The sequence below is a fragment of the Micromonospora sp. CA-244673 genome (assembly GCF_050948395.1).
GTDB lineage: Bacteria > Actinomycetota > Actinomycetes > Mycobacteriales > Micromonosporaceae > Micromonospora.
Genome location: NZ_CP192019.1, coordinates 2,282,729 through 2,295,565 on the forward strand (window position 1 = coordinate 2,282,729; position 12,837 = coordinate 2,295,565).

Below are 12,837 nucleotides of genomic sequence, written 5' to 3' on the forward strand. Positions count from 1 at the left end.
CGGGCCGGCGGCCGGTCAGGGCTCGGGGACCACCAGGTCGGCGTATTCGGGGTGGCGCTGGATGAACGTGGCCATGAACTCGCACTGGGTCACGAGGCGGCCGCCGCGCTCGCGGATCTGGTCGAGCGTGCCCCGGATCAGCGCCGAGCCCACCCCCATGTTCTGGTAGCGCTCGTCCACCTGGGTGTGCGTGAAGACCAGCACCTCCCCGCGCGGCACGTACGCGGTGAACCCGGCCAGCGCGTCGTCGACGAGGATCTCGAAGCGGCGTTTCGCGGGGTTCTCCTCGACCAGGAAGCTCACCTGGCCATTCTCTCCCCGGCGGCGGCCAGCCGGTCGAGTTCGGCCAGCAAGCGGTCCACCTCCTCGACGGTGTTGTAGTGGTAGACGCTGGCCCGGACCGCGCCGCCGCTGTCCCGCAGGCCCATGGTCTGGAAGTACTCGTAGGCGTAGTAGTCGCCGGAGGAGAGGCAGACGCCGGCCGCGCCCAGTGCCGCCGCGGTCTCCGCGGGGGTCGACCCGGACACCCGGAACGACACCGTCCGGCAACGCCGGGCCGGCGAGCCGTGGACGGTGACGAAGGGGCGGGCGGCCAGCCCGGCGAGCAGCCGCTCGAAGACGGCCTCCTCGTGCGCCTGGGCGGCGGCCAGCCCGGCCCGGAGCCGGTCCCGGCGGCCGCCGGTCGCGGCCGGGTCGAGGGCCGCCAGGTGGTCCACCGCCGCGACCACCCCGGCCAGCAGCGGGAAGCTCGGCGTGCCGTACTCGAACCGGTCCGGGACCGCGTCGGAGGAGGGGAGCAACTTGGCCGGGCGCAGCGACGCCCAGCGGGCCGGGTCGGCGGCCATCGCGGCCAGGTGCGGCCCGGACCACTTGTAGGCGCTGGTCACCAGGAAGTCCGCGCCGAGCGAGGCCAGGTCGGTGGGGCCGTGCGGCACCGCGTGGACCCCGTCCACGCAGACCAGCGCGCCCGCCGCGTGCGCGGTCTTCGCGATCGCCGCCACGTCCGGCACCGTGCCGATCGCGTTGCTGCCGGCGGTCACGGCCACCAGCCGGGTGCGCTCGGTGACCAGGTCGGCGTACTGGCCGGCGGGCAGCTCCCCGGTCGCCGGGTCGAACTCGGCCCAGCGAACCGTCGCCCCCGCGGCCTCGGCCGCCTGCACCCAGGGCCGGACGTTGGCGTCGTGGTCCAGCCGGGAGACCACGACCTCGTCGCCCGGCCGCCAGCCCGCCCCGAGCGTCCGGGCCAGGGTGTAGGTCAGCGCCGTGGCGCTCGGGCCGAGCACCACGCCGCCGGGCTCCGCCCCGAGCAGGTCGGCCACCGCGGCACGGGCCGCGGCCACCAGGTCCAGCGACCGCCGTCCCGGTACGAAGGCGGTGCTCCGGTTGCCGGTGGCGGCGGTCATGGCGGCGGTGACCGCCTCGATCACCGGCCGGGCGGTCTGGGTGCCGCCGGCGCCGTCGAAGTGGGCGAAGCCCTCGGTCAGGGCGGGGTAGGCGGCCCGGGTGCGGGCGATGTCGAAGGGCATGCCGGGACCCTAACCCGCGGCGGGACGATCACCGGCGGGTGGCGGTGTGGCCGCCGTCTCGTACCCTTGGCCGGGTGACGAATCGACGCGTTTCCCCCGTGCTGACCCCCACCCGCCGCGCCGCCGGCCTGCTCGCCGGCCTCGCGCTCGGCGCCGCGCTGCTGGCCGGTTGCAGTTCGGACAACGCCTCCACCGACTGCGGTCTGGACGCCTGCACCGTCACCTTCGAGCGTGGCGTCGAGGCCAGCGCCTCCATCCTGGGCGTCGAGGCGAAGCTGGTCGGTGCCGAGGGCGACCAGGTCACCGTCGAGGTGGCCGGGGAGCAGCTCTCGCTCACCGTCGGCCAGCAGGCCGCCCAGGCCGGCGGCTTCTCGGTCACCCTCGACAGCGTCACCAACCAGCAGGTCGTCGTCCGGGTGGCCCGCGACCCGAACGGCTGATCGCCGCGCCGGGCGGCGGCGGCCGACGTTTGGAAATCTTCGCACCGGGAGATTGAGGCGCCATGTCTCTCACCCGGAACGCCGGAGCCACCGCCGCCCAGGCCGCGAACAGCAGGTGGCTCGAACTGTTGACCCGGGCCGGTTTCATCGGCTACGGGATCGTGCACCTCCTCTTCGCCTGGCTGGCCGTGCAGATCGCCTTCGGCAAGTCGGGGGAGGAGGGCAACCAGAACGGTGCCCTGCGCACCCTCGGGGAACAGCCGCTCGGCAAGTTCCTCCTGGTGGCCATCGCCGTCGGGCTCTTCGCCATGGCGATCTGGCAGGCGTTCGAGGCGGTCATCGGCCACCGCTCCCGGCGCGGCAAGGAGAAGCTCTTCGAGCGGATCGCCTCCGTCGTCCGCGTGATCGTCTTCGTCTGGCTCGGCTGGACCGCCGTCAAGGTCTTCCAGGACGCGAGCAGCAACGCCGCCGACCAGCAGCAGCAGTTCACCGAGAAGCTGATGGCCTCCGAGGGCGGCCGGTGGCTGGTCGGGCTGGCCGGCCTGGTGCTCGCCGCCGTCGGAATCGGCATGGTGATCTACGGGCTCAAGAAGAAGTTCGAGCGCAACCTGAAGACCGGCGGGATGAGCCCGAAGACGCGCACCCTGACCCGCCGCCTCGGCATGGCCGGGTACGCCGCCCGCGGCGCGGTCTTCGCCATCGCCGGCCTGCTGATCGTGACGGCCGCCGTGAAGTACGACCCGGAGAAGGCCCGTGGGCTGGACGCCGCCCTGCGTACCCTCCGCGACCAGTCGTACGGGCCGGTGCTGCTGACGCTCATGGCGCTCGGTATCGCCGCCTTCGGCGTCTACTGCTTCTTCCAGTCGCGCTACCGCCGGGTGTGATCCTGGTCGATACGCGATAGTCCGGGCACCATTGGGCCTTTGCCCGATTCCGCCCGGCCGGAGGGAGAGTAGAGAACGTGCAGACCTACCTCGTGACCGCCGCCGCCGCGCTCGCCGCGGCGGCGGTCGCGCTGTTGCTGGTCGAGGTGGTGCACCGGGCCACCCGCCGGCTCGGCCGGCGGTCGCTGCTGATGACCGAGCTCACCGAGCACTCGCACCGCTCGTTCCAGGTGGCCGCGACCGTGCTCGCCGTGCAGCTCGCCGTCCGGTTCACCACCCTGTACGCGGTGGGCAGCCCCTGGCGGCAGCTCGTCCTGCACGTCCTGGTCCTCGCCCTGATCGCCGCCACCGCCTGGCTGGTGGCCTCGCTGCTGGTGGTGGCGGAGGACACGGCGCTGGCCCGGTTCCGGGTGGACGTGCCGAACAACCGGCACGCCCGGCGGGTGCGTACGCAGGTGGTGCTGCTGCGCCGGCTGACCATCGCGGTGATCGTGGTGCTCGCCCTCGGCGTGATGCTGATGACCTTCCCGGCCGTCCGCGGCATCGGCGCCGGGGTGCTGACCAGCGCCGGTGTGGTCGGTGTGGTCGCCGCGCTGGCCGCGCAGAGCCTGCTGGGCAACGTCTTCGCCGGCCTCCAGCTCGCCTTCAGTGACGCCGTACGCCTCGACGACGTCGTGGTGGTCGAGGGGGAGTGGGGCCGGGTCGAGGAGCTGACCCTCAGCTACGTGGTCGTGCAGGTCTGGGACGACCGCCGGCTGATCCTGCCCACCTCCTACTTCACGAGCACCCCGTTCCAGAACTGGACCCGGACCGAGGCGGCCGTGCTCGGCACCGCCGAGTTCGACCTGGACTGGGCCATTCCGGTGCAGGCCATGCGGGAGGAGCTGCGGCGGCTGTGCGAGGGCACGGAGCTCTGGGACGGCCGGGTCTGCGTGCTCCAGGTGACCGACGCCACCGGCGGCCTGGTCAAGGTCCGGGCCCTGGTCAGCGCGGCCGACGCCGGCAGCCTGTGGGACCTGCGCTGCCTGGTCCGCGAGCACCTGGTCGCCTGGGTGCGCGACCAGCGCCCGACGGCCCTGCCCCGGTTGCGCGCCGAGGTGGGCGACACCGGCGGCCCGCTGCCCTGGCAGGCGGCGCAGCCGCGGCGGCCGGCCCGCCGGCGGCCCGACACCGAGGTGCCCGACGACGCGCGGGTCTTCGGCGGCAGCGACGACGGCGACGCCCGCAGCGAGGCGTTCGTCGGCCGCGACGAACACGCCGACGCCCGCCGCTGACCCGTACCCCCTCCGGAGCCCCCGGCAGCCGCCCCCGCGGCGCCGGGGGCTCCGCGCGTCGGCCGCCCCTCGTGACCTGCGGCCCGTCCGGCCCGTTGCACCTGCCGGACGGCCTGCGGACGCGGCAGGTCGGGCCGGGTGCGTTTGATCGGCGCGTACCGGGGGACCTGCTGCGCACGCCCCGGATCCGGCCGCCGCCCGGCGGCCGGACGAGGACATGGTGTGCGGCCGGGTCGACCGGCCGCTCCGCGCAGGATTGACGGGCGGCGACTCCGGGCATACAGCGCGGTGATGATGAAAGGAGGACAGCATGGCTGACGTCGCGAGTCGCAGCGCGTCCCGGACCGGGCACGAGCCGTCCACCGCGGAGCTGGTGCAGCGGGCCACCGAACAGGTCACCCGCCTGGTGCGGGACGAGCTGGCGCTGGCCCGGGCGGAACTGACCCAGAAGGGCAAGCACGCCGGGATCGGGATCGGTCTGTTCGGCGGCGGCGGGGTGATGGCCTTCTACGGCGCCGGCGCGCTGGTCGCCACGGTGATCCTGCTGCTGGATCTGGTCATGCCGGCGTGGCTCGCCGCGCTGATCGTGGCGGTGGCGCTCTTCCTGCTCGCCGGCATCCTGGCGCTCGTCGGCAAGAAGCAGGTCAGCCGTGCCGTCCCGCCGGTGCCGGAGGCGACGGTCCGCAGCGTCCGGGCGGACGTCGACACCGTCACCGCCGCGGTGAAGGACGGGAGGCGGGCATGACCGGCAACGGGACCGGGGACGTGGCGGCGCTCCGGGAGGAGATCCGCCGGACCCGGGTGGAGCTGGGTGAGACGATGGAGCTGCTGGCCGCCAGGGCCGACGTCAAGGCCCTGGTGCGGCACTCCGCCGAGCAGGCGAAGGTGCGGATGCGCGAGCAGGCGGCGCTGACCGTGGCCCGGGTGCGCGGGCAGGCGGCGGAGAGGGCCCGGCTGGTCCGGGCGCAGGCATACGAGAAGGGTGGGGCGGTCGGGCGCAACCCGGTGCCGTGGGCGGCCGTGGCGGCCGGGGCCGTGGCCACCGCGGTGGTGCTGTTGATCGTTCGTGGGAGGCGCAGGTGAGCAAGGGCGTCGGCAGGGTTGTCTACAAGCCGGTCGGGGTGCTGATGGGTCTGGCCGCCGGCACCGTCGCCGGGGTCATCTTCCGGCAGGTCTGGAAGATCACGGCCGGCGACGGCGAGGCGCCCAGCGCCACCGACGAGGACCGCCGCTGGGGCGAGATCCTCGCCGCCGCGGCGTTGCAGGGGGCCATCTTCGCGGTCGTCCGGGCCGCCGTGGACCGTGGCGGGGCGGTCGGCGTACGCCGGCTCACCGGCCGCTGGCCCGACTGATTCCATACGCACGAAAGGCCCCTTTCACCTCGGTGGACAGGGGCCTTTCGCCTGGCCCGACGGGCCCGGCCAGTGGATCTGCCGCCACCGTCAGGTCACATGTCGGAGACTTTCGTCGGGTAGGCTGTGCGAAGTTTTTGCGTACGTGGTTTGCTGTCTCACGCTGTTGAGAGACGCGTGGGTTGAGAGAAGTCTCCTTCGATGGGGGCCGCCTCAGGCACCGCTGCTCGAAAACGGCCAATCGGCCGCACGGCGTGCTCGGCCGCCAGTTTTAGAAGGAGATACACATGGCGCAGGGAACCGTGAAGTGGTTCAACGCTGACAAGGGCTTCGGCTTCATCACCGTCGACGGCGGGGGTGCTGACGTGTTCGTCCACTTCTCGGCCATCCAGTCCAGCGGCTACCGCACGCTGGAGGAGAACCAGCGGGTGGAGTTCGAGATCGCCCAGGGTCAGAAGGGTCCGCAGGCCGAGCAGGTCCGCCCCATCTGAGCTGTCGGAGCACCGGCCGCGCCGGCCGGTGCGCAGAAGCCCCGCGTCCCTTCCGGGAGGCGGGGCTTTTCCGCACTGTGGACCGGCCGCGACTCAGCCGCGCCGGCGCCGGGCCCGCATGCCGAACCACAGCGCCACGAGTCCGATGAGGACGAGCGCCGGGCCGGCGACCGCCCAGATCCGTTGGTCGGTCAGCGCGCTGCCCTCGACGTAGCCCAGGCCCGTCACGGTCCACAGGGCACCGAGCACCACGGCCAGCAGCCCCACGGTGAGCCGGAACCAGCCCCTCATCGCTCCCCCTCCGCCGACGCGCGCCCGGCTCCAGCATGCCCGCGGGCGCCGGCCGGCGGCGACACCGCGCCGACGGCCCGCCGGTACGGGGTCACCACCGGTCGTGCACCTGTGGGCGGATCAGCTCGTCGTAGGTGGCGCGGACGGCGGCCAGCTCCACTTCGGTCAGCGACGGCAGGCCGGCCGCGGCGGCGTTGCGCCGGGCCTGTTCCGCGTTGCGGGCGCCCGGGATGACCACGGTGACGCCGGGCTGGTCGAGGATCCAGCGGAGCGCGAACTGGGCCATCGTCCGGCCCTCGCCGACCAGCGGCGCGAGCCGCCGCACGGCCGACAGGCCGAGGTCGTAGTCGACGCCGGAGAAGGTCTCGCCGACGTCGAAGGACTCGCCGTGCCGGTTGAAGTTCCGGTGGTCGTTCGCCGGGAAGGTGGTGTGCTCGTCGTACCGGCCGGAGAGCAGGCCGCTGGCGAGGGGCACCCGGGCGATGATGCCGACCCCGGCCTTCGCGGCCTCGGGCAGCACCCGCTCCAGCGGCTTGTGGCGTACGGCGTTGAGGATGATCTGCACGCTGGCCACGCCGGGGCGGGCGATCGCCGTGAGCGCCTGGTCGCTGGTCTCGACGCTGACGCCGTATCCGGCGATCCGCTCCTCGGCGACCAGGGTGTCCAGGGCGTCGAAGACCCGGTCGTCGGCGAAGACCGCGGTGGGCGGGCAGTGCAGCTGCACCAGGTCGAGGGTGTCCACGCCGAGGTTCGCCCGGGACCGGTCGGTCCAGGCCCGGAAGTTGTCCAGGGTGTACGCCTCCGGCACCTGCGGCACGCGCCGGCCCATCTTGGTGGCCACGGTCAGCCCGTGCCCGGGGTGCGCGCGCAGGAACCGGCCGATCAGCTGCTCGCTGCGGCCGTCGCCGTAGACGTCGGCGGTGTCCAGGAAGGTGACCCCGGCGTCGACGGCGGCGCCGAGCACGTCGAGGGCCGTGCTCTCGCTGACCTCGCCCCAGTCCGCGCCGAGCTGCCAGGCGCCGAGTCCGATGATGCCGACGTGCCGGCCGAGCCGGTCGAAGCTGCGCTGTTCCACCCTGTCGAGCCTAGTGAGCCGCTTGCCGGTACGCCCGCCGGGCCGTACGGTCTAACAAGACGTACGTACGGTTTGGAGGCAGTCATGTGGGATCCGAGCACCTACCTGCGCTACGGCGACGAGCGCTCCCGCCCCTTCCACGACCTGGTGGCCCGGGTCCCCGCCGCGCGCCCACGGGCCGTGGTCGACCTCGGCTGCGGGCCCGGCACGCTCACCGCCACGCTCGCCGAGCGCTGGCCGGAGAGCCGGATCGCCGGCCTGGACTCCTCCCCGGAGATGATCGCGCGGGCGGCCGCCCTGGACACCCCGGTCGACTTCGCCGTCGGCGACGTCCGCACCTGGCGGCCCGAGCCGGACGTGGACGTGCTCGTCAGCAACGCGGTGCTCCAGTGGGTGCCCGGCCACCGGGAGCTGCTCACCCGCTGGGCCGCCGCGCTGCCGGCCGGCGCCTGGCTGGCGTTCCAGGTGCCGGGGAACTTCGCCGCCCCGTCGCACCGGGCGCTGCGCGAGGTGGCCGGGCGGGACCGGTGGCGGGACACCCTCGCCCCGCTGCTGCGCGAGGCGCCCGTCGAGGAGCCGGTCGACTACGCCGCGCTGCTGGTCGGTGCCGGCTGCGCCGTGGACGCCTGGGAGACTACCTACGTGCACCTGCTCCCGGCCGCCGGCGCCGACCATCCGGTGCTGGCCTGGATGGAGGGCACGGCGCTGCGCCCGGTCCGCGCCGCGCTCGACGCCGCCGGCTGGGCCGGCTTCCGCGCCGAGCTCGGGGTACGCCTCGCCGAGGCGTACCCGGTGCGGCAGGGTCAGGTGTACTTCCCGTTCCGCCGGATCTTCGTGGTGGCCCGCACCGGCGCCCGCGCAGAGGAGAACCTGTGACCGACCTGCCCACCTTCATCGCCGGACTGCCCAAGGTGGAGCTGCACGTGCACCACGTCGGCTCCGCCTCGCCCCGGATCGTGGCCGAGCTGGCCGCCCGGCACGAGGGGCGCACTCCCGTCCCGGCCGACCCGGAGGCGCTCGCCGACTACTTCGCGTTCCGCGACTTCGCCCACTTCATCGAGGTCTACCTGAGCGTGGTGGACCTCATCCGCGACGCCGACGACGTCTGGCTGCTCACCCACGAGGTGGCCCGGGAACTGGCCCGCCAGCAGGTCCGGTACGCCGAGCTGACCGTCACGCCGTACTCCCACGTGCACCGGGGGATCCCCGCACCGGCCTTCTGCGAGGCGATCGAGGACGCCCGCAAGCGGGCCGAGGCCGACTTCGGCATCGCGCTGCGCTGGTGCTTCGACATCCCCGGCGAGGCCGGCCTGCCGGCCGCCGAGCAGACCCTGCGGATCGCCCTGGACGAGCGGCCGGACGGGCTGATCAGCTTCGGCCTGGGCGGCCCGGAGATCGGGGTGCCGCGGCCGCAGTTCAAGCCGTACTTCGACCAGGCCCGCGCGGCCGGCCTGCGGTCGGTGCCGCACGCCGGCGAGACCACCGGCCCGGAGACCGTCTGGGACGCGCTGCGCGAGCTGGGCGCCGAGCGCATCGGTCACGGCATCTCCGCCGCCCTCGACCCGGCGCTGCTCGCCCACCTGGCCGAGCGGCGGATCCCGCTGGAGGTGTGCCCCACCTCCAACGTGCGGACCCGGGCGGTGGCGACCATCGAGGAGCACCCGCTGCCGCAGCTCGTCGAGGCGGGCGTGCTGGTCAGCGTCAACTCCGACGACCCGCCGATGTTCGGCACCACGCTCAACGACGAGTACGCCGTGGCCGCCCGGCTGCTGCGCCTCGACCCGGCCGGGGTGGCCGCGCTGGCCCGCGACGCGGTCACGGCCGCGTTCCTGGAGCCGGGGGAGCAGGCCCGGATCAGCGGCGAGATCGACGCGTACGTGGCGGCCGCGACGCGCTGAGCGGGCGGGACGGCACCGGCCGCCGGGACACCCGCAGCGGCCGGCGCCGCCCGGCCAGGGCCAGCCCGAACCCCACCACCGCGGCGATCGCGACGGTGGCGCCCGGCAGACGGTCGGCGGCACGGCCGGGGCCGTCCGCGAGGACCGGGTCCTGCCAGGCGGCGAGCGTGAGGGCGACGCCGAGGCCGATCACGGCGGCCCAGCGGAGCAGGCGGCTGACGGTCGGCGTCATCACGGTCACCTCACGCCCGGGGTGCGGCTCGACGGGAGAAGCGGCGCGCGGCGGGAGCGAGGTGTGGGGGGACCGAACTCCCGCCGCGCGCACTGCTCCGCCGACCGAGGTGTTACGGGGCGTCCCCGGCCGGCGGAACTGATGGGTTCGGTACTGATCCTGACAGCCCGGCCGGGCGCCGGGGCCGTCGTTAACCCAGTCCTAAGGAAGACTTGCGGCGGCCCACAGCCACCGGCTCAGCGCTGGCGCGGCCAGCGCCGGCCGGCCCGCGGCTCCCGGGCGTCGCGCGCCATCCGGCCGACCAGGCCGAACCGGTTGACCTGCCGGGGCGTCGCCTCCGGGTCGGCCAGCAGCATCACCACGCTGGCCCCGCCCAGCCGGGCCCGGTCGATGCTCACCGAGCCGTTGGCCTGCAACGCGACCCGCTTGGCGATGTCCAGCCCCAGGCCGGTGGAGCCCTGGTCGCTGGCGCCCCGGCGCAGCGCCCGGTCCGCGTCGGCGATCCCCGGGCCGGCGTCGTCGATCCGGATCGCCACCCAGCCGTCCCGCCGGCTCACCGCCACCTCGAACGCGGTGCCCTGGGGGGTGTAGCGGAAGACGTTGCCGATCACCGCGTCCAGCGCCGCGGCCAGCTCGGCCCGGGGGACCGGCACCGGGATCCGCAGCTGCGCGCCGACCACCCGGTGCGGCCGGTTCTGGTCGCCGGCCAGGGCCGACCAGAAGACCATCCGGTCCCGGACCACCTCGCTGACGTCGCAGGTCGCCGGCCCGGTCTCCTGGCTGACCGCCTTGCGGGTGGTCGTGATCAGCTGGTCGACCTCGCCCTCCAGCGTCACGATGGCCTGCCGGATCCGCCGGATGCCGCGGCGGCGGTCCAGCTCCGCCTCGCTGAACGTGCCGATGCTGGTGTCGTCGGACTCCAGCGCCTCGGCGTCCAGCCGCAGCGCGGTCAGCGGCGTCCGCAGCCGGTGCGACAGGTCGGCGACGAGTTCCCGCTCGTCGGCGCGGAGCGCGACCAGCCGCTCCGCCATCCGGTTGAACGCGTGCCCGGCCTCGGCCAGCTCCCGCGGCCCGGTCGGCTCGACCCGCACGCCCAGCTCGCCGTCGCCGACCGCGAGGGCCGCCTTCACCAGCTCGCCGGTCGCGTCGACGGCCCGGGCGGCCACCCGGTCGACCACGATCACCGCCGCGCCGACCAGCGCCAGCGCCACGGCGAGCAGCAGCAGCCACCGCCCACCGCCGCCGGCGTCGAGCACCTCGTCGGGAACGAAGACCTCCACCACGGCGACCCGGTCGCCGAGCACCACCGGGTCCAGCCGGAGGACGCCACCGGGCACGTCGGTGACCACCGAACGCCGCTCGGCGGCCGCGCGGTCCAGCGCCGCCGCGTCGGCGCGGCCCGCGCTCTCGTCGACCCCGATCCCGTGTACGACGGGCCGCAGCGCCGCGTCGTCGTCGCTGGCCGCCACGGCCCGCCGGACGATCTCCGGGTCGGTGCTGACCGCGAGCGCCCCGGTGACCAGCGCGCTGCGCCGGGCCGCGTCGGCCAGCTTCTCCTCCCGCGCCTGGTCGGACAGGGTGATCCCGAGCGGGATGAGGAAGGCGAGCGCGACGAGGCTGCACATGCCGGCCGTGAGCCAGGCCAGCGCCGGCCTCAGTCCGGCGCCACCAGCCGGAAGCCGACCCCCCGCACGGTGCGCAGGTAGCGCGGCTTCGCCGCGGACTCGCCCATTTTGCGGCGGAGCCAGTAGAGGTGAACGTCGATGGTCTGGTCCTCGCCGACCGAGGGCTGCCGCCATACCTCCTCCAAGAGTTCCCGCCGGGACACTACCCGGCCGGGACGTGCGGCGAGATACGCCAGCAGGTCGAATTCCTTGCGGGTCAGGGCCAGGGGTTCGCCGTCCAGCACGGCGCTGCGCTCGCCCACGTCCACCCGCAGGCCGCCGACCGTGTGCACGGCCGGCTGGACGGTCCGGCTGGCCCGGCCGGCCCGGCGCAGCACGGTGGTGATCCGCGCGTCCAGGTGGGCGCCGGTGAAGGGCTTGACCATGTAGTCGTCGGCGCCCGCCCGGAGCAGCCGGACCACCGACTGCTCGTCGTCGCGGGCGGTCGCGATGATGATCGGCACGTCGGTGATGCCGCGCAGCATGCGCAGCGCGTCGGAGCCGTCCAGGTCGGGCAGGCCGAGGTCGAGCACCACCAGGTCGGGAGTCTCGGCGGCGACCCGGCGCAGCGCGTCCAGCGCCGTGCCGACGGCGTGCACCGCGTGTCCCCGGTCGGTGAGGGACCGCAGCATCGCGCCGCGGACGACGTGATCGTCTTCGACCAGGAGGACGGTTGCCACGTCAGCACCGTACTCGGCGTGGCAAGTTGATCGCGTTGCGGCAGTCCCGCGAACCGGGCAAGCTGGGACGACGATGACGTTCACTCTCTTCCCCGACACCCGCCTCACGCTCGCGCGCGACGCGCTCGCCGGCCTGTCCGTCGGCGACGCCCTCGGCGCGCGGTTCTTCGTGCCGGGCAGCGCGGTCGCCGCCTGGGCCGACGCGCTTCCGCCCGGCCCGTGGCCGTGGAGCGACGACACCGAGATGGCCTGCTCGGTGCTCACCGTGCTGGCCGCGCACGGGCGGGTGGACCGGGACGCCCTCGCGCTCGCCTTCGCGGCCCACTACGACCCGGCCCGCCGCTACGGCGCCGGCGCCGTGGAACTGCTCGAACTGATCCGCGCCGGCACGCCGTGGCCGGTGGCCGCCGCGTCCGCCTTCGACGGGCAGGGCTCCTGCGGCAACGGCGCGGCCATGCGGGTGGCCCCGCTCGGCGCCTGGTACGCGGACTCCACCCGGCGCGCCGCCGACCAGGCCCGCGCCTCCGCCGAGGTGACCCACGCCCACCCCGAGGGGATCGCCGGGGCGGTCGCCGTGGCGGTGGCCGCCTCGCTGGCCGCCCGGGCCCGGCTGGACGGGGACCGGCCCGAGCCGGCCCGGCTGCTCACCGTGGTGGCCGGGGCCCTCGACCCGGCCGGCGACGTGCACCGGGGCGTACGCCGGGCCGCCGCGCTGCTCGGCCACCCGGCCGGCGAGGTCGCCGAGACGCTGGGCAACGGCTCCCGGGTGACCGCACAGGACACCGTCCCCTTCACCCTCTGGGTCGCCGCCACCCACCTGCACGACTATCCGGCGGCGATCCGCGCCTGCGTGCGGGCGGGCGGGGACGTGGACACCACGGCGGCGATCGTCGGCGGCGTGGTGGCCGCCCACACCGGGGTCGGCACGCCGGGCGGTGTCCCGGACGGCTGGCTCGCCGCCCGCGAACCCCTCCCGTCCTGGCTCGCCGCCCCCGCCTGACCTCCTCACGCACCCCCGCCGGTCGTCGCC

Annotated in this window: 17 protein-coding genes; 10 read left to right on the forward strand and 7 right to left on the reverse strand. The window is 74.8% G+C overall.

The annotated features are described in order from the left end of the window. Positions 1-15: 15 nt before the first annotated feature. Positions 16-303 (reverse strand): GNAT family N-acetyltransferase, encoded by a 288-nt coding sequence (locus ACQP12_RS10700; RefSeq protein ID WP_357946265.1) that lies wholly within the window; start codon positions 301-303, stop codon positions 16-18. Next, positions 300-1,526 (reverse strand): cysteine desulfurase-like protein, encoded by a 1,227-nt coding sequence (locus tag ACQP12_RS10705; RefSeq protein WP_433287104.1) that lies wholly within the window; start codon positions 1,524-1,526, stop codon positions 300-302. The genes ACQP12_RS10700 and ACQP12_RS10705 overlap by 4 nt, the downstream gene beginning before the upstream one ends. Positions 1,527-1,600: 74 nt before the next feature. Between ACQP12_RS10705 and ACQP12_RS10710 the strand changes: the two genes are divergently transcribed. The 7 genes from ACQP12_RS10710 to ACQP12_RS10740 all read left to right on the forward strand — a co-directional run bounded on the left by ACQP12_RS10710 (position 1,601) and on the right by ACQP12_RS10740 (position 5,967). Next, entirely contained in the window at positions 1,601-1,966 is a 366-nt protein-coding gene (locus ACQP12_RS10710) for a hypothetical protein (protein WP_357946260.1), read from the forward strand. A 62-nt stretch (positions 1,967-2,028) separates the two neighbouring features. Beyond that, positions 2,029-2,850: a DUF1206 domain-containing protein gene (locus tag ACQP12_RS10715; RefSeq protein ID WP_433287106.1), complete on the forward strand. Its 822-nt coding sequence runs from the start codon at positions 2,029-2,031 to the stop codon at positions 2,848-2,850. A 77-nt stretch (positions 2,851-2,927) separates the two neighbouring features. After that, on the forward strand, positions 2,928-4,124 hold the full coding sequence (locus ACQP12_RS10720; protein WP_357946254.1) for a mechanosensitive ion channel family protein: 1,197 nt from the start codon (positions 2,928-2,930) through the stop codon (positions 4,122-4,124). A gap of 310 nt (positions 4,125-4,434) precedes the next feature. Continuing rightward, a complete protein-coding gene (locus ACQP12_RS10725) occupies positions 4,435-4,869 on the forward strand; it encodes a phage holin family protein (protein ID WP_357946250.1) in 435 nt (144 codons plus the stop codon). Beyond that, a complete protein-coding gene (locus ACQP12_RS10730) occupies positions 4,866-5,207 on the forward strand; it encodes a DUF3618 domain-containing protein (protein WP_357946248.1) in 342 nt (113 codons plus the stop codon). The genes ACQP12_RS10725 and ACQP12_RS10730 overlap by 4 nt, the downstream gene beginning before the upstream one ends. Continuing rightward, positions 5,204-5,476, forward strand: coding sequence for a DUF4235 domain-containing protein (locus ACQP12_RS10735; protein WP_357946244.1), 273 nt, complete (start codon positions 5,204-5,206; stop codon positions 5,474-5,476). The genes ACQP12_RS10730 and ACQP12_RS10735 overlap by 4 nt, the downstream gene beginning before the upstream one ends. Before the next feature lie 287 nt (positions 5,477-5,763). Beyond that, a complete protein-coding gene (locus tag ACQP12_RS10740; RefSeq protein WP_091424054.1) occupies positions 5,764-5,967 on the forward strand; it encodes a cold-shock protein in 204 nt (67 codons plus the stop codon). A gap of 93 nt (positions 5,968-6,060) precedes the next feature. Here ACQP12_RS10740 and ACQP12_RS10745 read toward each other — a convergent pair whose 3' ends face one another. Both ACQP12_RS10745 and ACQP12_RS10750 read right to left on the reverse strand, forming a co-directional pair. Then, on the reverse strand, positions 6,061-6,258 hold the full coding sequence (locus tag ACQP12_RS10745) for a hypothetical protein (RefSeq protein WP_357946241.1): 198 nt from the start codon (positions 6,256-6,258) through the stop codon (positions 6,061-6,063). Between the two features lie 91 nt (positions 6,259-6,349). After that, a complete protein-coding gene (locus ACQP12_RS10750; protein ID WP_433287110.1) occupies positions 6,350-7,333 on the reverse strand; it encodes an aldo/keto reductase in 984 nt (327 codons plus the stop codon). Positions 7,334-7,417: 84 nt separating this feature from the next. On the opposite strand from ACQP12_RS10750, the gene ACQP12_RS10755 reads away from it, so the two are divergent. Both ACQP12_RS10755 and ACQP12_RS10760 read left to right on the forward strand, forming a co-directional pair. Continuing rightward, a complete protein-coding gene (locus tag ACQP12_RS10755) occupies positions 7,418-8,209 on the forward strand; it encodes a trans-aconitate 2-methyltransferase (protein ID WP_357946236.1) in 792 nt (263 codons plus the stop codon). Further along, entirely contained in the window at positions 8,206-9,231 is a 1,026-nt protein-coding gene (locus ACQP12_RS10760; RefSeq protein ID WP_433287112.1) for an adenosine deaminase, read from the forward strand. Before ACQP12_RS10755 ends, ACQP12_RS10760 begins: the two co-directional genes overlap by 4 nt. Here the strand turns inward: ACQP12_RS10760 and ACQP12_RS10765 are convergent. The 3 genes from ACQP12_RS10765 to ACQP12_RS10775 form a co-directional block, all read right to left on the reverse strand. Beyond that, complete coding sequence (locus ACQP12_RS10765) at positions 9,188-9,463, reverse strand: hypothetical protein (protein ID WP_433287114.1); 276 nt, start codon at positions 9,461-9,463, stop codon at positions 9,188-9,190. The two genes, ACQP12_RS10760 and ACQP12_RS10765, sit on opposite strands and share 44 nt — an antisense overlap. Before the next feature lie 236 nt (positions 9,464-9,699). Then, positions 9,700-11,088 (reverse strand): HAMP domain-containing sensor histidine kinase, encoded by a 1,389-nt coding sequence (locus ACQP12_RS10770; RefSeq protein ID WP_357946228.1) that lies wholly within the window; start codon positions 11,086-11,088, stop codon positions 9,700-9,702. A gap of 29 nt (positions 11,089-11,117) precedes the next feature. Beyond that, on the reverse strand, positions 11,118-11,807 hold the full coding sequence (locus ACQP12_RS10775) for a response regulator transcription factor (RefSeq protein WP_089155714.1): 690 nt from the start codon (positions 11,805-11,807) through the stop codon (positions 11,118-11,120). Positions 11,808-11,880: 73 nt separating this feature from the next. Here ACQP12_RS10775 and ACQP12_RS10780 point away from each other — a divergent pair, with 73 nt between their 5' ends. Then, positions 11,881-12,807 carry an ADP-ribosylglycohydrolase family protein gene (locus tag ACQP12_RS10780; protein WP_433287117.1) on the forward strand — a complete coding sequence of 309 codons (927 nt, stop codon included), beginning with the start codon at positions 11,881-11,883 and terminating at the stop codon, positions 12,805-12,807. Positions 12,808-12,837: the final 30 nt, after the last annotated feature.